Source organism: Bradyrhizobium sp. STM 3561 (assembly GCF_045571455.1).
GTDB classification, from domain to species: Bacteria; Pseudomonadota; Alphaproteobacteria; order Rhizobiales; family Xanthobacteraceae; genus Bradyrhizobium; species Bradyrhizobium vignae.
In genome coordinates this window covers 5400613-5419411 of sequence record NZ_CP120695.1, presented here as the reverse complement: position 1 = coordinate 5419411, position 18799 = coordinate 5400613, and the positions used below count along the sequence as shown (strand labels likewise).

Annotated in this window: 17 protein-coding genes; 16 read left to right on the top strand and 1 reads right to left on the bottom strand. The window is 61.1% G+C overall.

All coding sequences use genetic code 11. The features are described 5' to 3' along the window. Positions 1–156 precede the first annotated feature (156 nt). From P6U28_RS25640 to P6U28_RS25565, 16 genes are all read left to right on the top strand, one after another. Entirely contained in the window at positions 157–1500 is a 1344-nt protein-coding gene (locus tag P6U28_RS25640; RefSeq protein WP_407120197.1) for a lytic transglycosylase domain-containing protein, read from the top strand. A gap of 61 nt (positions 1501–1561) precedes the next feature. Beyond that, positions 1562–3322 carry a relaxase/mobilization nuclease domain-containing protein gene (locus P6U28_RS25635; protein WP_407120196.1) on the top strand — a complete coding sequence of 587 codons (1761 nt, stop codon included), beginning with the start codon at positions 1562–1564 and terminating at the stop codon, positions 3320–3322. Between the two features lie 36 nt (positions 3323–3358). Beyond that, a complete protein-coding gene (locus P6U28_RS25630) occupies positions 3359–5347 on the top strand; it encodes a conjugal transfer protein TraG (protein WP_407120195.1) in 1989 nt (662 codons plus the stop codon). Between the two features lie 5 nt (positions 5348–5352). Then, positions 5353–5778: a CopG family transcriptional regulator gene (locus P6U28_RS25625; RefSeq protein WP_122401267.1), complete on the top strand. Its 426-nt coding sequence runs from the start codon at positions 5353–5355 to the stop codon at positions 5776–5778. Positions 5779–5912: 134 nt separating this feature from the next. Further along, positions 5913–7241: a nitrate/nitrite transporter gene (locus P6U28_RS25620; RefSeq protein ID WP_407120194.1), complete on the top strand. Its 1329-nt coding sequence runs from the start codon at positions 5913–5915 to the stop codon at positions 7239–7241. A 229-nt stretch (positions 7242–7470) separates the two neighbouring features. Beyond that, on the top strand, positions 7471–8385 hold the full coding sequence (gene trbB / locus P6U28_RS25615; protein ID WP_174221554.1) for a P-type conjugative transfer ATPase TrbB: 915 nt from the start codon (positions 7471–7473) through the stop codon (positions 8383–8385). Position 8386: 1 nt separating this feature from the next. Continuing rightward, positions 8387–8710, top strand: coding sequence for a TrbC/VirB2 family protein (locus P6U28_RS25610; RefSeq protein WP_122401270.1), 324 nt, complete (start codon positions 8387–8389; stop codon positions 8708–8710). Next, entirely contained in the window at positions 8710–8973 is a 264-nt protein-coding gene (locus P6U28_RS25605; protein WP_407120193.1) for a VirB3 family type IV secretion system protein, read from the top strand. Before P6U28_RS25610 ends, P6U28_RS25605 begins: the two co-directional genes overlap by 1 nt. 10 nt (positions 8974–8983) lie before the next feature. After that, a complete protein-coding gene (trbE, locus tag P6U28_RS25600) occupies positions 8984–11425 on the top strand; it encodes a conjugal transfer protein TrbE (protein WP_407120192.1) in 2442 nt (813 codons plus the stop codon). After that, positions 11422–12153 (top strand): P-type conjugative transfer protein TrbJ, encoded by a 732-nt coding sequence (gene trbJ, locus P6U28_RS25595; protein WP_122401273.1) that lies wholly within the window; start codon positions 11422–11424, stop codon positions 12151–12153. The genes trbE and trbJ overlap by 4 nt, the downstream gene beginning before the upstream one ends. Further along, the gene (trbK-alt, locus tag P6U28_RS25590; RefSeq protein ID WP_122401274.1) at positions 12153–12530 is read left to right on the top strand and encodes a putative entry exclusion protein TrbK-alt; all 378 of its coding nucleotides are present in this window, start codon (positions 12153–12155) and stop codon (positions 12528–12530) included. Before trbJ ends, trbK-alt begins: the two co-directional genes overlap by 1 nt. Beyond that, positions 12527–13756 carry a P-type conjugative transfer protein TrbL gene (trbL, locus tag P6U28_RS25585; protein WP_209296024.1) on the top strand — a complete coding sequence of 410 codons (1230 nt, stop codon included), beginning with the start codon at positions 12527–12529 and terminating at the stop codon, positions 13754–13756. Before trbK-alt ends, trbL begins: the two co-directional genes overlap by 4 nt. 100 nt (positions 13757–13856) lie before the next feature. Beyond that, entirely contained in the window at positions 13857–14540 is a 684-nt protein-coding gene (gene trbF / locus P6U28_RS25580; RefSeq protein ID WP_407120191.1) for a conjugal transfer protein TrbF, read from the top strand. Further along, positions 14537–15571: a P-type conjugative transfer protein TrbG gene (trbG, locus tag P6U28_RS25575; RefSeq protein WP_407120190.1), complete on the top strand. Its 1035-nt coding sequence runs from the start codon at positions 14537–14539 to the stop codon at positions 15569–15571. The genes trbF and trbG overlap by 4 nt, the downstream gene beginning before the upstream one ends. After that, positions 15568–16779 carry a TrbI/VirB10 family protein gene (locus P6U28_RS25570; RefSeq protein WP_122401277.1) on the top strand — a complete coding sequence of 404 codons (1212 nt, stop codon included), beginning with the start codon at positions 15568–15570 and terminating at the stop codon, positions 16777–16779. The genes trbG and P6U28_RS25570 overlap by 4 nt, the downstream gene beginning before the upstream one ends. Before the next feature lie 4 nt (positions 16780–16783). Next, positions 16784–17026 (top strand): DUF2274 domain-containing protein, encoded by a 243-nt coding sequence (locus tag P6U28_RS25565; RefSeq protein WP_122401278.1) that lies wholly within the window; start codon positions 16784–16786, stop codon positions 17024–17026. Between the two features lie 183 nt (positions 17027–17209). Here P6U28_RS25565 and P6U28_RS25560 read toward each other — a convergent pair whose 3' ends face one another. Next, the gene (locus tag P6U28_RS25560; RefSeq protein ID WP_407120189.1) at positions 17210–18118 is read right to left on the bottom strand and encodes a TauD/TfdA dioxygenase family protein; all 909 of its coding nucleotides are present in this window, start codon (positions 18116–18118) and stop codon (positions 17210–17212) included. Between the last annotated feature and the right edge of the window lie 681 nt (positions 18119–18799).

The window sequence follows — 18799 nt, the reverse complement described above, 5'->3', positions numbered from 1 at the left end:
CGGGACCATTCCTCCGATCCGACCAACGCTAGCAGGGCCGACGCACGCCGCGGCAGTCCAGGGCGGCCGCATGGCCGGCGCGAATCGGCTTTGCCCTGGACGGGGGCGAGCACGACGGCATGCTTGGCTCGGTCGGGCGTGCGTGTTTGGGCTGTCGTGTCGCTGCTGCTTATTTTCGCTGCATCGGACAGTGTCGCTCTAGCCGAGAGTGGATCGGCATTAGCTCAAGCGGTTGTTCAGGCGAGCAACCCGTTTCGAGCTTTCGTCGATGAAGCCTCGAAGCGTTTTGCAATTCCGGTGAACTGGATCGGTTCGGTCATTAACGTCGAAAGCGCTGGAGACGTGCACGCCAAGTCGCCCAAAGGCGCAATGGGCCTGATGCAGATCATGCCGGCGACCTGGGCGAAACTTCGCGAGCGCTACAATCTCGGGAATGACCCCTACGATTCGCACGACAACATTCTGGCCGGTACGGCGTACTTGCGCGAACTGCTCGATTGGTATGGCTCGCCTGGCGTGTTTGCCGCGTACAACGCGGGACCATCTCGCTATGAAGAGCATCTCGCGGGCGGCCCTCTTCCAGGCGAGACGCGAGCATACGTCGCAAAGCTTGGAGATCTGCTTACCATCGAACTGCCGCCGAGGTGGGCGTCCAGTGGACAGTCATCAGCAGCTGCAACGCTATTCGTCACGCGATCCGATCTCATGAAAACGCGCGATCGGTTGCTGGCGCTCATGACCGCCGAGCGGTGTCACGACCGCAATCTCGGGCGGCGATGTATTGCCCATAGTCCCTCGGCCTATTGGCATGTTCGTCCCTCGATCGGATTCGGGAGGATCGCGATGACCAAGTGCGCGGGTTCGCAAGCTGATGGCGTATGGGCGATGCCCTCGGCCCGCGCTCTACTCGTCGCTTCGCTCCTCACCGAGCCACCCTTCGGGTGTCTCGGCCCTTCGGGTAACGATCGCTATCGCAAGCGCTCGGAAGCAGTGGGGGCTTCGCCAGTTGGCAGCCAAGTCGCGGCGGCTCTTTCGGAAACCGGCGACCGGGAGACCACGACGGCAGGACGGGCACACGGTTCTCTCGGCCAATTGGCGTGTTCGTGCCTCGATCGATTCGGGAGCATCGCAATGAACAAACGTGCGGGTTCGCAAGTCTTCGTGTGCTCCACCATGCAAGTGGCACGTGCGGATGGCGTATGGGCGATGCCTTCGGCCCGCGCTCTACTCGTCGCTTCGCTCCTCACCGAGCCACCCTTCGGGTGTCTCGGCCCTTCGGGTAACGATCGCTATCGCAAGCGCTCGGAAGCAGTGGGGGCTTCGCCAGTTGGCAGCCAAGTCGCGGCGGCTCTTTCGGAAACCGGCGACCGGGAGACCACGACGGCAGGACGGCAGGACGGCAAGATAAAAGAGGCTCGCCGCTCGAACCGCAAGCCATTGACATGGCTTGGGTTCCGGCGTGCCGGTCGGTCGGGGCGCGTGCCGCGCCTTGCATTTTGAACAATGCAATCAAAGGCGTTTTCGGCACCGTGTGCGATTTTGATTGTGGGCAGGCCCTGCCGTGAGCGTGGGCGACAGCGATCTGCGTATTCGGCCTGGGCGCATCCGCAGTACCCGCGCGCCGAAGCAAAAGAGCTTCATCAACCGGGTGCTGCGCGCGGCAAAGAAAGCCGGACACACGCTGGGGCAGACCATGGCCGGTAAACGTCCGCCGGCCTATGGGCGCTCGACGTTTGGGCGCGGCCGGGTGTCCTTTAGCCGTGCCAGGTTGTTCAGCCCGACGCGGCGCGTTGTGGTGAAGGCGCGCGTGGTTCGCCACAAAGGGCGAGCCTTTCGTTCAGCACCGCTGACCGCCCATCTTTCATATCTGAAGCGCGACGGCGTGACCCGGAGTGGTGAGCGTGCCGAGATGTTCGATGCAGGCAGCGACCGTGCCGATAGCGCGGTTTTCGCCGAACGCTGCACGGACGACCGGCACCATTTCCGGTTCATCGTCTCGCCGGAAGACGCCGGCGACATGACGGACCTGAGGGCCTTCACCCGCGATCTCGCCAAGCAGATGGAGACCGATCTCGGCACGCGGCTCGATTGGGTGGCTGTCGATCATTGGAACACTGACAATCCACACGTCCATCTTCTGGTTCGGGGCGTAGATGAGGAAGGGGCGGATCTCGTGATCTCCCGCGACTACATCAGCCAGGGTCTGCGCTCACGCGCCGAGGAATTGGTCGCCATTGAACTCGGTCCAAAGCCGGAGCACGAGATCCGCAATTCGCTGGAGAGGGAAGTCACGGCAGAACGATGGACACGGCTCGATCGGGAGATCCGGCTGGCGGCCGATGAGACTGGCTACATCGACCTTCGCCCGGAGAATCCCGGCTCTGATCCCGAGATCCGGCGCCTGATGGTGGGGCGTCTTCAACACCTGGAGAAGATGGGTCTTGCTGCATCCGAGTTACCTGGGGAATGGATGGTCGGGCTCGAAGCCGAGCGCAGCTTGCGCGACCTCGGCATGCGCGGCGACATCATCAAGACCATGCACCGCGCCTTTACCGACCGTGGGGAAACGCGCGGCGTTGCCGACTTCGTTATCGAGGGTGGACTGGAGACGTCCCGGATCATCGGACGTCTCGTCGACCGAGGATTGCATGACGAACTGACTGGCGAGGCCTACGCCTTGATCGACGGAACGGACGGGCGCGCACATCACGTGCGCTTCCGCGGGCTCGAGGCTTTCGACGAGGCACCGGCGATCGGCGGAATCGTCGAAGTCCGACGCTTCGGTCAAGCCGGCGATCCGCGGCCGACCGTGGTGCTCGCAACTCGTTCCAATCTCGATCTCAGTGCGCAGGTCACTGCAAAAGGCGTCACTTGGCTCGACCACCGGCTGGTCGAACGCGACCCCATGCCGCTCGCCATGGGCGGGTTCGGTCGTGAGACCCGCGACGCCATGGAAGCCCGTACCGAGCATCTGATCCAGCAGGGTCTTGCGCGGCGTCAGGGACAGCGCATCATCCTTCAGCGCGACCTCCTGAACACGTTGCGCCGACGCGAACTGGACGAGGTGGCCTCAAAGGTCTCGGCCGACACCGGCCGGTCTTACGTAAACGCGGCCTCCGGAGAGCATGTGGCGGGCACGTATCGCCAGCGGCTGACGCTCACCTCGGGACGCTTCGCCATGATCGATAATGGGCTTGGCTTCCAGCTCGTCCCTTGGTCGCGCGAGCTCGAAAAGAGGCTCGGCCAACACGTCACCGGCGTCGTGAAAGACAGCGGTGGCATCGAATGGGGCTTTGGTCGGAAGCGCGACCTCGGTCTCTAGCAATCTCACCAAACCAGTTGCGGAAGGGCGTTCGGGATGTCCGGAACTAAAATCCTTTGGGGGCAGGTGATCGTGGTCGGCCTGATCGTCTTGCTGGCCATCTGGGGAGCAACCGAGTGGACGGCTTGGCGGCTCGCCTGGCAGCCGGAGCTTGGGCGGCCCTGGTTCGAACTGTTGGGCTTCAAGGTCTACTACCCGCCAGTCTTCTTCTGGTGGTGGTTCGTCTACGACGCCTATGCGCCTCAGATTTTTGTCGAGGGAGCCTTCATCGCGGCGTCGGGAACCTTCGTTTCGATCGCGGTGGCAATCGGCATGTCGGTGTGGCGGGCGCGCGAAGCCAAGAATGTCGAGACCTATGGTTCGGCGCGCTGGGCTGGTCCGGAAGAGGTGCGGGCGGCCGGACTTCTCGGTCCTGACGGTGTGGTGCTCGGCAAACTCGACCGTGACTATCTCCGTCATGACGGGCCGGAGCACGTCCTGTGTTTTGCACCCACCCGGTCCGGCAAGGGTGTCGGCCTTGTCGTCCCCTCACTGCTGGCTTGGCCCGGCTCGGCCATCGTGCACGACATCAAGGGCGAGAATTGGCAACTGACTGCCGGCTTTCGCTCGCGGCGTGGTCGCGTCCTGTTGTTCGACCCCACCAACCAGAAGTCCTCAGCTTACAATCCGCTGCTCGAAGTCCGGCGCGGGGAATGGGAGGTTCGCGACGTCCAGAACGTGGCCGATGTCCTGGTCGATCCCGAAGGCTCGCTCGATAAGCGGAACCACTGGGAGAAGACCAGTCATTCCCTCCTGGTCGGCGCCATCCTCCACGTCCTCTATGCCGAGGCGGACAAGACCTTGGCTGGCGTCGCCGCCTTTCTGTCCGACCCGAAGCGGCCGATCGAGGCGACGCTGAAGGCGATGATGACAACCGCACATCTTGGCGAGCAGGGCGCCCATCCCGTGGTCGCCTCGACCGCGCGCGAGCTCCTCAACAAATCTGAGAATGAACGCTCCGGCGTCCTGTCCACCGCGATGTCGTTCCTCGGGCTCTACCGTGATCCCGTCGTGGCTCAGGTGACCTGCCGCTGCGACTGGCGCATCGCCGACCTGATCGCCGATCGCAGTCCGACGACGCTTTACCTCGTCGTCCCGCCCTCCGATATCTCGCGGACCAAGCCCCTGATCCGGCTTGTGCTGAATCAGATCGGCCGACGCTTGACCGAAGACCTGCACGCCAGTGATCGCCGGCATCGCGTCCTGATGATGCTCGACGAGTTCCCGGCGCTGGGGCGGCTTGATTTCTTTGAGTCCGCGCTTGCCTTCATGGCGGGGTACGGCATCAAGAGTTTCTTGATCGCGCAATCGCTCAATCAAATCGAGAAGGCCTATGGGCCCAACAATGCGATCCTGGACAACTGCCACGTCCGCGTCAGCTTCGCGACCAACGACGAGCGGACCGCCAAGCGGGTTTCCGACGCGCTCGGGACCGCGACCGAGATGCGGGCGATGAAGAACTATGCCGGTCACAGGTTGAACCCGTGGCTGGGGCACCTGATGGTCTCGCGCCAGGAGACGGCAAGGCCGCTGCTGACCCCAGGCGAAGTCATGCAGCTTCCGCCGAAGGACGAGATCGTCATGGTGGCGGGCACGCCGCCGATCCGGGCAAAGAAGGTCCGCTACTACGAGGATCGCCGATTCACCGAGCGGGTTCTGCCGCCGCCCGATCCGGCGAGCGCCGGCCGATCATCGCGAACGGACGGATGGTCAGCGCTGGGACCATTGAAGCCCACGGCAGGTCCAACTGACAAAACCGCGGAATCGGAGGAAGACATGGCGAACAGCGGCCTTCGTCGGGAGCCGGAATTGCCTGATCATGTTGCGATGGTCAAGGAGACGACCGAGCCTACGCCAGCCGAGGAATTTGCGGTTGTGCTTGACGATGACGACGATGCGGTCCGTCAGTCCCGGCTCATACGCCAACAGATGCGCGGTGTCGCCCGTCAAGTCGCCATGGACCCGAATGACGGTATGGAGCTCTGAGGCATATGCGCGATCGGATGAATGTCTACTTCCCGCCAGAACTGCTGAAACAGATATCGGAGCTCGCCGATCGCAAGAAGCTTTCCCGGTCGGCGATCGTGGAAGCGGCCGTTGTCTCGTTTCTGTCACCGGACGGCGCGGATAGGCGGGAGGCCGCGTTCAGCCGTCGTCTTGATCGGCTGTCGCGTCAGATGCAGAGGCTGGAGCGCGACGTTAGTTTGACGGCGGAGACCTTGGCTCTCTTCATTCGGTTCTGGCTGACGATCACGCCACCGTTGCCGAATGACGCGCAGGCGGCCGCGCAGGCAAAAGGCCGAGAACGATTTGAAGGATTTGTCGAGGCGCTCGGGCGTCGCTTGCAAAAAGGGCAAAGCTTTCTCCGCGAGATTCCGGAAGATATCCGCCGCCAGGAATCAGCCGACGAATCCTGACCGAGTATCCTGGATGCGTTATCGCGCCTGACCTTCTTTTTCTACGCCAGCCCACGACGGCAATAATTTAGCCGAACTTGCAAAAAGCTGGACGCGCTATCGGCTCACACGAGCCGACAGCAAGAGGGGCCAGCATGCAAATCTTAACAGCATCGCGTCGAATCGCGTTCGTTTTTCTTCCTTTTGCTGCTGGATACTATCTTTCGTTTCTTTTTCGAACGATCAACGCTTTGATCGCCAGTCGTCTCAGCGCGGATATCGGTCTTGGGACCGCCGACGTCGGATTGCTGACGTCGGTTTATTTCCTAGTCTTCGCGGCGGCGCAGATCCCCGTCGGCGTATTGTTGGACCGCTTTGGCCCGCGGCGCGTCCAAAGTGTTTTGCTCTTGCTCGCCGCAGTGGGCGCTGGGCTGTTCGCTGTATCGACCAGCTTCCGGTCGCTTTTGATCGCCCGTGCAATGATCGGGCTTGGCGTGGCAGCGGCGTTCACGGCAGGACTGAAGTCCATCATCCTTTGGTTCCCCAGCGAGCGAGTTGCCTTGCTGAATGGCTATATGGTCATGCTGGGCTCGCTAGGAGCGGTGACTGCTACGGCTCCCGTCGAGCACCTGCTCGCTTGGATAGGCTGGCGGCAGCTCTTTGAGATCCTGGCAGCCGCTACGGGTGTGACAGCCATTCTCATCTATGTCGTGGTGCCTGAACGACCCAATGTCCCATCAATCGCGCACGCCACCCTTGGCTCCATTTTCGGGGACCGGCGCTTCTGGCGAATCGCACCGTTGTCGGCGACTTGCATTGGATCAGCCTGGTCTCTGCAAGGTTTGTGGGCATCGCCATGGCTGGCAGACGTCGAGGGGTTTGATCGCGCAAGTCTGGTCCGACAGCTTCTTACGATGTCGATCGTCTTGAGCTGCGGTGCCTGGTTGTTCGGTACGACGGTCCATTACACCAAACGGAGGGGAATCGGGGCGGAGAGGATATTGGTGATGGTAGCCGTTCTGTTTGTCACAGCTGAGTTAGCCTTGATCTTGCGAGCACCCTTGCCGTCCATTGTGCCCTGGTCCGTTGTCGCCATTGTCGGAACGGCAACTGTGGCCAGCTTCGCGGTGATGGCGGATTACTTTCCCCCTGAGCTAGCTGGTCGCGCCAATGGCGCCCTAAATGTCCTGCACTTCGGTTGGGCTTTTTTGGCTCAATTCGGGACCGGCCTGATCCTGCAGCAATGGTCTGAGGATGGTGGCCATAGGCCCGTCCAAGCCTATCAAGTCGCGTTCGGCCTCAACGTAGCACTTCAGATCGCGGCGCTGCTCTGGTTCGCGCTGCCTTGGGCCGGATACCTAGCTTCACGGATGAGGCCGATTCCGGTTTTGACGCCGGCCGATGTCTTCGACCTTGTCGTTTCGGTAAGCTCGTATGAGGAGTCGCTCATCCTCCTGCCCGCAAATGACGATGCGGAGTGGTGAGCGGTAGCTCGCCGAGTACAATACAGTTGAGTAGGCATCAAACATCAGTTCTCAGCCTTTCTTTTTCTACGCCAGTCTACGATCAGTGAAGCCGCTTGTTGCGCCATGTCCATCGGTGCCTTTTCTAATAATCCTCATATGAGGACGCCGGTTTGACGTCCTCATTCGGTGGGGACGAACGGTGGCAATCCATTCCATTCAATCGGAAGCGAATTCGCGCGGTGCGCGAATGCTACGCAGCGCACTTGGCCCGGCGATTGCCGGCTACCTTGAAGATGAAGCGATCATCGAGGTGATGCTCAACCCGGATGGGCGGCTGTGGATCGACCGGCTGTCGGGTGGTTTGATCGATACCGGCGCAACCCTGTCGGCTGCGGATGGCGAGCGTATCGTTCGCCTGGTTGCGCATCACGTAGGCGCTGAGGTGCATGCCGGCGCGCCACGGGTTTCGGCCGAACTGCCCGGAACAGGCGAACGCTTCGAAGGTCTCCTGCCTCCGGTCGTTGCCGCCCCGGCCTTTGCTATCCGCAAGCCCGCCGTCGCCGTGTTTACGCTCGACGACTACGTCGCCAAGGAGATCATGACCTCGGAGCAGGCCAGCATCCTGAAGAGCGCGGTCGCTGCACGGAAGAACATCCTCGTCGCCGGTGGGACATCGACCGGCAAGACGACATTCACAAATGCGCTCCTCGCCGAGGTGGCAAAGACTGCCGATCGGGTCGTGTTGATCGAAGATACGCGCGAACTTCAGTGCAAAGCGCCCAATCTTGTAGCGCTCCGGACCAAAGATGGCGTGGCCACGCTGTCGGACCTCGTTCGGTCTTCGCTGCGCCTGCGTCCTGATCGCATCCCGATTGGTGAAGTCCGAGGTGCCGAGGCGCTCGATCTGCTCAAGGCCTGGGGTACCGGCCATCCTGGTGGCATTGGGACCATTCATGCGGGTACCGCGCTCGGAGCGCTGCGGCGGCTGGAGCAACTCATCCAGGAAGCCGTCGTCACGGTTCCGCGTGCCCTGATCGCTGAGACCATCAACCTCGTCGCTGTCCTTGCGGGCCGCAGCGCTGATCGTCGCCTCGCTGAGCTCGCCCTCGTTTCGGGGCTCGGGTCCGCCGGCGACTACAACCTTTCATCAGCAGGAGACTGACATGCGTGTGCAATTTCGCTTCCGTCGAGGTGTCGTTTCATTAGCCTGCGGCACGGTCCTTTTGGCGTCGGTGCCGGCGTGGGCGGCTGGCTCGAACATGCCGTGGGAGCAGCCACTCAATCAGATCCTGCAGTCGGTTGAAGGTCCGGTCGCCAAGATCATCGCCGTCATCATCATCGTCGTGACGGGGCTCACGCTCGCGTTCGGGGACTCGTCAGGTGGTTTCCGCAGGCTGATCCAGATCGTGTTCGGTTTGTCGATCGCGTTTGCCGCCTCGAGCTTCTTCCTGTCGTTCTTCTCCTTCGGCGGTGGCGTGGTGATCTGATGGATGATCAGGTGGCAGGCTTTGTGGTGCCCGTTCACCGCGCCCTCACTGAGCCCATCCTGATGGGCGGCGCGCCGCGGTCGGTTGCGATCGTCAATGGCACGCTTGGGGCAGCCCTTGGGCTGGGATTGCGGCTCTGGATCGCGGGTCTTGTCCTCTGGTTCATCGGCCACATGGCCGCCGTCTGGGCCGCCAAGCGCGATCCCGCCTTCGTCGATGTGGTGCGCCGGCATCTACGCATTCCCGCACATCTCAACACCTGAGCCCTTTGTCATGATGAACCTTGCCGAATATCGTCATTCCAGCGCGCGTCTCGCCGACTTCCTGCCCTGGGCAGCCCTCGTCGACGAGGGAATCATCCTGAACAAGGACGGCTCGTTCCAGCGGACAGCAAAGTTCCGCGGGCCCGACCTCGATAGCGCAGTGCCGGCTGAACTCGTCGCCGTCGCGGGTCGCTTGAATAACGCCCTGCGCCGTCTGGGATCTGGTTGGGCCGTATTCGTTGAGGCGCAGCGTCATTTTGCTGGGGTCTATCCGCCGAGTACATTTCCGGATGTCGCGTCCGCGCTGGTCGATGCCGAACGCAGGGCCCAGTTCGAAGAGGCCGGCGCTCACTATGAGTCCAGCTATTTCCTAACCTTCCTCTATCTATCGCCGGAGGAGGGAGCCGCCAGGGCGGAGCGATTGCTCTATGAAGGTCGCGACCGCACCGTTGGAGCGGATGCCCGGGAGGTGCTGCGCGGGTTTGTTGATCAAACCAACCGCGTGCTGCAGCTCGTCCAAGGGTTCATGCCGGAATGCACTTGGCTCGATGATCAGGACACACTGACCTTCCTGCACTCGACGATATCGACCAAGCGTCACCGCGTTCGGGTGCCTGAAATTCCGATGTATATCGATGCGCTGTTGGCCGACCAGCCGTTGACCGGCGGGCTAGAGCCCATGTTGGGCTCAGCCAATCTTCGGGTCCTGACGATTGTCGGCTTTCCGGGTGCCACGACCCCGGGAATCCTGGACGACCTGAATCGCCTGGCATTCTCGTATCGTTGGTCGACCCGGGCGATCATGCTCGACAAGACCGACGCCACCAAGCTGCTGACCAAGATCCGCCGCCAGTGGTTTACGAAGCGAAAATCCATCGGCGCCATCCTCAAGGAGGTCATGACCAACGAGGCATCGACGCTGCTCGATACCGACGCTCACAACAAGGCACTGGATGCCGACGCGGCGTTGCAGCAACTGGGGTCGGACCAGATCGGACAGGCTTTTGTCACGGCGACCGTTACCGTCTGGGACCGCGATCCCAGTGCTGCCGACGAAAGGCTGCGGCTGGTCGAGAAGGTCATTCAGGGCCGCGATTTCACCTGCATGATCGAGACGGTGAACGCTGTCGAAGCCTGGCTCGGCAGTCTGCCCGGGCACGTCTACGCCAACGTGCGGCAGCCTCCGGTTTCGACTCTCAACCTCGCCCATATGATTCCGATGTCGGCCGTGTGGGCGGGCGAGGCGAGGGACCTCCACTTCCAAGGTCCGCCTCTGTTGTTCGGCAAGACAGAGGGATCAACGCCGTTCCGCTTCTCCCTCCACGTCGGCGACGTCGGTCATACCCTGGTGGTGGGACCGACCGGCGCCGGCAAGTCAGTCCTTCTCGCTCTGATGGCGCTACAGTTCAGGCGTTATCCAAACTCCCAGGTCTTTGCGTTCGACTTCGGTGGTTCGATCCGGGCGGCCGCGCTCGCCATGGGGGGCGACTGGCATGATCTCGGCGGTGCATTGTCTGACGGGGACGAAAACCCCGTCGCTCTGCAACCCTTGGCCTGGATCGACGATCCCACTGAGCGCGGATGGGCCACGGAATGGATCGGCGCAATTCTGGCACGGGAAAAGGTCGGGATCACCCCTGAGGTCAAGCATCATCTGTGGTCGGCACTGACGTCTCTCGCTTCGGCGCCGAGGGAGGAACGCACCCTCACGGGCCTGTCAGTCCTGCTGCAATCCAATTCCCTGAAAAGGGCCCTGCAGCCCTATTGCCTGGGCGGTCCCTCCGGACGCCTGCTTGATGCCGAATTCGAGCGCCTTGGCGAAGCTTCGGTTCAGGCGTTTGAGACTGAAGGCTTGATCGGAACGAGTGCTGCCCCAGCCGTTCTGGCTTACCTCTTTCATCGGATCGGAGACCGTCTCGACGGCCGGCCGACACTTCTCATTGTGGACGAGGGTTGGCTTGCCCTCGATGACGAGGATTTTGCGGGGCAGCTCCGGGAATGGCTGAAGACGCTTCGGAAGAAGAACGCGTCCGTCATCTTCGCCACCCAGTCGCTGTCGGATATCGACGGCTCCGCAATCGCGCCGGCAATCATCGAAAGCTGCCCAACGCGCTTATTGTTGCCGAACGAACGGTCGATCGAGCCGCAGATCACGGCCATTTACCGCCGCTTCGGCCTCAACGACCGCCAGATCGAGCTCTTAAGCCGGGCAACGCCGAAGCGCGACTACTATTGCCAGTCCCGCCGCGGCAACCGGATGTTCGAACTCGGACTTGGTGAGGTTGCGCTCGCCTTTACCGCGGCCTCTTCCAAGACAGACCAGGCTGCCATCGCGCAACTCCTCGCCGAACATGGACCTGACCGCTTCGTGCCGGCCTGGCTCCAGCACCGTGGCGTCGGCTGGGCGACGGATCTGATCCCCAATCTCGTGAATCTGGAGAAATCGCTATGAAGCGTCTTGGCCTATTGGTGGCCGCTGGCACGGCCGCGCTGATGCTCGGCGTCACGCGGCCTGCGAGAGCACAGTGGATCGTCTTTGATCCCAACAACTACGTCCAGAATGTCCTCACGGCTGCGCGGGAGCTCCAGCAGATCAACAACCAGATTACCTCGTTGCAGAACGAGGCGCAGATGCTGGTCAACCAGGCAAAGAATTTGGCAAGCCTGCCGTATTCGTCGCTGCAGCAACTGCAATCATCGATCCAGCGGACCCAACAACTGCTGGCTCAGGCTCAGCGCATCGCCTACGACGTCCAGCAGGTCGATCGTGCGTTCTCGGCGAGCTACGCACCGGCCACTGGCAGCCAGTCGAGCCAAATGTTGGTCACAAACGCTCAATCCCGCTGGCAGAATACTTACGCGGCAACACAGGACGCGCTTCGCGTCCAGGCGGGCATCGTAGGCAACCTCGACACCAACCGTATCCAGACGTCCGCGCTCGTAACGTCCAGCCAAGGTGCAAGCGGCGCTCTGCAGGCGACGCAGGCCGGCAATCAGATTCTCGCGCTGAGCGCGCAGCAACTCGCCGACCTCACCGCTGTCGTGACGGCGCAGGGCAGGGCGCAGAGTCTTGAAGCGGCTCAGCGCGCCGCGGCTCAGGATCAGGGACGAGAACAGCTTCGGCGCTTCCTGACACCGGGGCAGGGCTATCAATCATCCAATGTGCAGATGTTCCACTGATGAACGACATAAGGGCATTCAAGGCGCTGTCGCTGCTTGCGACAATCGGCGTGTTGGTCGTCACAGCCTGCACGATCCAGCTTCGCGGTGGAGAAGATGCTCCGCGATCGCACAACGCGGAGCAGACGATCGATGCAACCAGCTCGGACCTCGCACGCTGCCGCAGCGTCACTGCTGAGGAAACGGTAGGTTATCAGCATTGCAGGCAGCTGTGGGCCGAAAACCGGCGTCGCTTCTTCGGCAAGAAAACCCATGCCGCGGTTCCTGACCAAGAAGATCCCGCCGCAGGGTTAGCGCCCGCTCCAAAGGACCAGAGCCGGATTCCGCAAGGCTATCCGCAACCGCAGCCGGCGACACCTGAGGCGAACAGGCCATGACGGGTACGGGCATCATCGACCAATTCCTGGATACGTTCACGCGCTATATCGATAACGGCTTCGGGCTGCTGGGTAGCGATGTCGGATATCTCGCCACGACCCTTGCGGCGATCGACATCACGCTTGCTGCGTTGTTCTGGAGTTGGGGGCCGGACGAAGACATCATCGCGCGCCTCGTCAAGAAGACGCTTTTCGTGGGAGTCTTTGCCTACCTCATCGGAAACTGGAACAGCCTTGCGCGCGTCGTTTTCGAGAGCTTTGCCAGCCTTGGGCTGAAAGCATCAGGCGCAAGTCTCTCCGCGTCGGACTTCCTGCGGCCGGGAAAGATCGCGCAAGTCGGACTCGATGCTGGCCGACCGCTGCTCGATTCGATCTCCAACCTGATGGGCTACATCAGCTTCTTCGAGAATTTTGTCCAGATCGTCGTTCTATTGTTTGCCTGGGTCGTAGTGTTGCTCGCCTTCTTCATTTTGGCGATCCAGCTTTTTGTCACCCTGATCGAGTTCAAGCTCACGACGCTGGCCGGCTTCGTGCTCATTCCATTTGGTCTGTTTGGCAAGACCGCCTTTGCGGCGGAGCGGGTTTTGGGCAACGTCATATCTTCGGGGATTAAAGTCCTGGTCCTTGCCGTCATCGTTGGCATCGGCTCGACCCTGTTCTCCCAGTTCACCTCTGGTTTCGGCGGCGCGCAGCCGACCATCGAGGACGCGATGACGCTGGTGCTCGCGGCGCTTTCGTTGCTGGGCTTGGGCATCTTCGGGCCAGGACTCGCCAACGGCCTGGTATCCGGCGGACCGCAGCTCGGCGCCGGTGCGGCGATTGGAACGGGCCTTGCCGCTGGCGGTATTGTTGCCGCCGGCGCAGGTGTTGCCGCCGGCGGCGTTGGACTTGCTGGCGGCGCGATTGCAGGCGCCGCGCGCGGTGGCGGCGCCATCATAAGCGGAGCATCAGCGGCTTATCGAAGCGGAGGCCTTGCTGGTGTCGCGGAGGCTGGCAGCTCGGCTGCGATGAGCCCTTTGCGTCGCGCAGCGGCCGCGTTCGGAGCAGGGGGGCAAACGGGAGGGCAAGCCGCGAGCAGTTCGGCTGATGGGCAGCCAGATTGGGCGCGGCGCATGAAGCGGGCCCAGACCATTCGGCACGGTGCGTCGGCGGTCGGCCACGCGGTTCGCTCAGGCGATCGTGGCGGCAGCGGCTCTTCCGTCGATTTGTCTGAAGGAGAGCGCTGACGCGCGGCCATCGCGCTTTCGCCACCCGCTGTGCAGCAGCGCCTCAAACCCGGGCACCGCACGACTCAAGACCCATCTTTGATCTCAGGGGAAATTATCGATGTTCAAGCGACCATCCGTTCATTACGGGCGCATGCCAGAGCCGATCACGCCTTACCAAAAGGCAGCGCAAGTTTGGGACGAACGCATTGGATCTGCCCGCGTGCAGGCCAAGAACTGGCGCTTGATGGCGTTCGGCTGCTTGATTCTATCGGCCGGCCTCGCGGGTAGCCTTATCTGGCAATCGAGCGAGGGATCGATCACGCCCTGGGTAGTCGAAGTCGATCATCTCGGCCAGGCTCAAAGGGTTGCGCCAGCCAACGTCGACTATCAACCCACTGATGCGCAGATCGCTTACCATCTGGCGCGCTTTATCGAAGATGTCAGAGGCCTGCCAGCGGACGGCATCGTTCTGCGGCAAAACTGGCTTAGGGCCTATGATTTTACGACCGATCGCGGCGCCGCTGCGCTCAACGACTACGCGCGCAACAATGACCCCTTTGCCAAGCTGGGCAAGGCGCAAGTCTCCGTCGACGTCTCGAGCGTCATTCGTGCTTCTTCGGAGAGCTTTCGGGTCGCGTGGACCCAGCGCACCTACGACAACGGTTCGTTGAGCTTGACTGAGCGGTGGACTGCAATTCTCTCGATCGTGATCGAGACGCCCCGCGATGCCGAACGTCTGCGCAAGAATCCACTTGGCGTTTACGTCCGCGCCATCAACTGGTCAAAGGAGTTGAGCCAGTGACCCAGACGCTGTTTGACGTCTATTCGAAGCGCCCCGTCCCGTACTGTGGGATCGGTCCCACTTGGCGCGAATTCTTGATCGCAAAGCGAGCACTTTTGTTTGCTGTCTTGCTTGGTTCCTCGGTGCTCGGTGGGTGCGCGACCTACATTCCGCCGGAGATCAGTTATGACGCCGAAGTGCCTCCGTTACCGGCGACGCCGGTGGCTCTCGACGACAGATCGCGGCCGCTTCACGTTCCACCTCTCTGGAAGCCGGCTCTCGGCGGCAAGTCGGGAGGGATGGAAGATGTCGAACCCGTGAGCCGGGTTGAGACAGCAAATAGCGCAGCCCGGGTCGAACCGCGCAAGCGGGGTTATTTCAACGCGGCGCAAATCTACGCCTACAGTCCCGGGGCGCTCTACCAGATCTACGCCGCACCAGGGCAGATCACGGATATAGCGCTCGAGGAGGGAGAACAGTTGACGGGATCAGGGCCGATCGCAGCCGGAGATACCGTACGCTGGGTCGTGGGCGATACCGAGAGCGGGAGCGGCGACACACGGCGCGTCCATATCCTGGTCAAGCCGACCCGAGCTTCCATCGAGACCAATCTTGTGATCAACACTGACCGGCGCACCTACCTGATCGAGCTCCGCTCCCGCGAACGGCCATACATGCCATACGTTGCCTGGTACTATCCTGAGGCGGCACGCGAACGGCCGCGTTCAGTTGCTCTGAAGTCCGTTCTTCCGGATCCGGCGCAGCGTATCTCCCGCTATGCCATCGAAGGCGACACTCCTCCTTGGCGGCCGCTCGCCGCATATGACGATGGCCGCAAGGTCTATGTCGAATTCCCGCAAGGCATCGTGCAGGGTGAGATGCCTCCGCTCTTCGTCATCGGTCCAGACGGCAAGACTGAACTCGTCAACTATCGCGCTTACGGCAACGTATTGATCGTCGATCGGCTGTTCGCGGCCGCAGAACTCAGGCTGGGAGGTGAGCACCAGCAGAAGGTCAGGATTGTCCGGACCGACGGGAGGCCGTCATCATGAACACCCGGAATGGAAACGATCAGGAGCAAGCGGCTCGGCCTGAAACACAAGAGGATCAGTCCAGGAGCTTCCGCTTGAGAGCGGAGCATCCGCGCGTGACACGGTTGTCACGGAAAGTACTTGCGGGAGGGAGCGCGGTCGTCCTGCTTGTGGTCGGCGGAGCAGTGCTGTGGTCGCTGCAGAAGAGTCACCCTCGAGACCACGCGGCCGATGAGCTTTACAGTGCCGACCATCACAATATCGCCGACGGCGTTGCGACGCTGCCGAAGGACTACGCTGGCATTCCACGCCAGCCAATGCCGCAACTGGGTCCGCCGCTTCCTGGGGACCTCGGTCGTCCGATCCTTGCGGCCCAAAGCCAGTCGCCGACGATCGGCGCTGATCCGGACCAGCAGCGCCGGGATCAAGAGACTGAGGCCGCCCGCATCAGTCATCTGTTCGCTTCGACCAATGGGAGAGAACTGCGTCCGCCCACCTCTGCGGCGGTTGGAAGCGACCGCGTCGTGCCACCGAAGGCAACGAGTACTGGCGACGATGGATCGGCGGAGAACGGTCAGGACCGCAAGCTTGCCTTCGTCAACGCCTCTGTGGACCGCCGCACGGTCAGCCCTGATCGCGTCACCAATCCGGCCTCACCATATATCGTGCAGGCTGGGACGATTATTTCGGGAGCCCTGATCACCGGAATCCGGTCGGACCTGCCAGGCCAAATTACGGCGCAGGTAACCGAGAATGTCTTTGACACGCCGACTGGCCGCTTTCTGCTTGTGCCTCAGGGAGCGCGTCTGATCGGCATCTACGATAGCCAGGTCAGTTTCGGCCAGTCTCGCGTCTTGCTCGTCTGGACCCGGCTGATCATGCCGAATGGACGTTCCATCTTTCTCGAGCGGCAGCCTGGCGCTGACGCCGGCGGGTATGCGGGCCTCGAAGACCAGGTCGACAATCACTGGGGTGAGCTCTTCAAGGCCGCGGCACTATCCACGTTTCTGGCGGTCGGGACCGAACTGGGTGCCGGCTCGGACACCAACAGCAACGACAGTGCGATCATCCAGGCATTGCGACACGGCGCCTCCGACTCACTGAACCAGACCGGCCAGCAGGTGGTTCGGCGCAGTCTCAACATCCAACCTACTCTGACCGTGCGACCCGGTTTCCCGGTTCGTGTTCTTGTCAATCATGATCTGATACTTCCCCCCTATAGAGGGTGACAACATGCCCAAACTTAAAATAGGAGAGCTTCCAGACGACAAGCCGGTCAAAGTGACTGCGGAGCTGCCCGCGGCCGTGCATCGTGATCTCATTGCATATGCAGAAGTGCTTACGCGTCAGGGTGGTCAACTGGTCGATCCAACTAAACTCATCGGCCCCATGTTGGCGCGCTTTATGGCCGCTGACCGAGGATTTTCTAAACTGAAACGAGAAGGCCACGTACCGGCCGCCGGCGAAGGACAGTGATGCTCGTGATTTCCTCGAAGCCGTTGCCCACGCTAAATAGTTGCCAGCACAGCGAAGCGCTGCCGAGTTGGCATCAAGAGTTGAGATGTGGCGTCGGAAAGTGTGCTTTCGAGTTTGCCCGAAACAACTCCGATTACCAATTTTTCCCAGTTTTCAGCCGGGGCGCTGGGCGTCGACGTGCAGTTAGTCGGTCACCTTCAGTCGCGTTACACTGCTCCGGCCATCGACACTGAGAGGCACGTCCCCCTCGATCGTGGCCCGACGTACGACGCGATGCTGGTCCCCGTAATCGTTGACCGCGTAATGCTGCGTTGCGCGGTTATCCCACAGCGCGACATCGCCCTCTAACCAATTCCAGCGCACAGTGTTTTCGGGCACGGTGATGTAAGACTGGAGCAGATCGAACAGCTTTTGTCCGTCGTATTTGCGGATTCCAATAAAGTGCTTCACCAAGGCGCCGAGCACTAGCGCCCGCTCGCCTGTTTCGGGATGGACGCGTACGACGGGATGCTCGGTCTCAAAAACCGTTCTGGTGAACACCTCGTCAAAATGTTTCTTGTCGACCTCGCGGACTCGCGCGATGCCGGCGTAATCGAAGACGTTGCTGTGAACGGCCCATAGGTCCTCGGCAAGCCCTTGTAGCGGCGGCGGCAAATCAAGATAAGCGGCAGCTGTGTTCGACCACACGGTGTCCCCCCCGAACGCTGGAATTACAACGGCCCGCAGGACCAAAATCTTGGGATAGGCGTCGGCGAAGGTTCCATCCGCATGCCAAACGTCGGCGCGGCCGCCGCCGCGAGTGGAGTCCAGTTCGAGGAGCGACGCCATCCCCTTGGTAGGACCGAGCATCGGATGTGGCACCAGCTTTCCGAGACGAGCGGCAAAGCGCTCATGCTCGGCGTCATTGAGATGGCCTTGATTGCGGAAGAAGATCACCTTGTGCTCGAGCAATAAGCTGTTGATCGCGGCGATCGTTTGATCCGGTAGATCGCCTGACAACTTGATATTCTTGACTTCGGCACCGATCCGCGCGGCACGTTTCACAACATCGGTACCAGGAATGACGCCTCCGATCAAAGCGTTTGTGCTCATCTTGCTTTTCCAAGCCCTTGCAGTTCTTCCTCGCCCCTTGAAACAAATGATCTTCAGCAAGCATCGTGCCAAGCGAAAGACAAAAATGTACTCGACAACGGGCAGTGAATGATGAGTGGCGTTTGGCGCGAGCCTCGAACTGAGCGTGTGATTGGGCGACTTAAGAAAGAACTCGATCTCCGAGCTCACCCCTTCGAATGTCGAACGCGAAGCGGACAGCAGGAGCGCGCCAACGACAGATCTCGTTATGCTTTTGTAATCACGCAACTGCGTTGAAAGAGCAATGCTTCTGTAGAATATGTAACAGTTCATGATGGTTATGAATCATGTAGTCGGGACCTGCCGCGCGGAAGCGCGTCTCGGAAACAAATCATCCAACGATTTGATATGTTGACGAGACCCAGATTTTGGCAAGTTCTGTCTCAACTGGCATATCGCTCACTATGACGATGACGGTTCTTTCTGGGACCAAACGGTGGTCTGCATATACAAGTGCAGCCGCTCTTGCTTGCTCATGCTCCTAAACTGAGTTGAGCGGCTCGAAAATATTAAATGTCGCTGACGCGAGTCTCGAGTCAAAGCCTTTGCACTTGTGCGCGAATTGGTTCAACAATGTAATTGCCACTAGGGCGAGATGGAGTTTGGAGAAGGTGGAGAGCAGTGTTGCTTATATGGCTCTGT

What these genes read in the sequence shown, in the direction of transcription:
- P6U28_RS25625 (WP_122401267.1), top strand. Translation starts at nt 5,353, where the DNA reads ATGCGCGATCGGATGAATGTCTACTTCCCGCCAGAACTGCTGAAACAG.
- P6U28_RS25630 (WP_407120195.1), top strand. Translation starts at nt 3,359, where the DNA reads ATGTCCGGAACTAAAATCCTTTGGGGGCAGGTGATCGTGGTCGGCCTG.
- P6U28_RS25620 (WP_407120194.1), top strand. Translation starts at nt 5,913, where the DNA reads ATGCAAATCTTAACAGCATCGCGTCGAATCGCGTTCGTTTTTCTTCCT.
- P6U28_RS25570 (WP_122401277.1), top strand. Translation starts at nt 15,568, where the DNA reads ATGAACACCCGGAATGGAAACGATCAGGAGCAAGCGGCTCGGCCTGAA.
- trbK-alt (WP_122401274.1), top strand. Translation starts at nt 12,153, where the DNA reads ATGAACGACATAAGGGCATTCAAGGCGCTGTCGCTGCTTGCGACAATC.
- trbF (WP_407120191.1), top strand. Translation starts at nt 13,857, where the DNA reads ATGTTCAAGCGACCATCCGTTCATTACGGGCGCATGCCAGAGCCGATC.
- trbL (WP_209296024.1), top strand. Translation starts at nt 12,527, where the DNA reads ATGACGGGTACGGGCATCATCGACCAATTCCTGGATACGTTCACGCGC.
- trbB (WP_174221554.1), top strand. Translation starts at nt 7,471, where the DNA reads ATGCTACGCAGCGCACTTGGCCCGGCGATTGCCGGCTACCTTGAAGAT.
- P6U28_RS25560 (WP_407120189.1), bottom strand. Translation starts at nt 18,118, where the DNA reads ATGAGCACAAACGCTTTGATCGGAGGCGTCATTCCTGGTACCGATGTT.
- trbE (WP_407120192.1), top strand. Translation starts at nt 8,984, where the DNA reads ATGATGAACCTTGCCGAATATCGTCATTCCAGCGCGCGTCTCGCCGAC.
- trbJ (WP_122401273.1), top strand. Translation starts at nt 11,422, where the DNA reads ATGAAGCGTCTTGGCCTATTGGTGGCCGCTGGCACGGCCGCGCTGATG.
- P6U28_RS25565 (WP_122401278.1), top strand. Translation starts at nt 16,784, where the DNA reads ATGCCCAAACTTAAAATAGGAGAGCTTCCAGACGACAAGCCGGTCAAA.
- P6U28_RS25610 (WP_122401270.1), top strand. Translation starts at nt 8,387, where the DNA reads ATGCGTGTGCAATTTCGCTTCCGTCGAGGTGTCGTTTCATTAGCCTGC.
- P6U28_RS25605 (WP_407120193.1), top strand. Translation starts at nt 8,710, where the DNA reads ATGGATGATCAGGTGGCAGGCTTTGTGGTGCCCGTTCACCGCGCCCTC.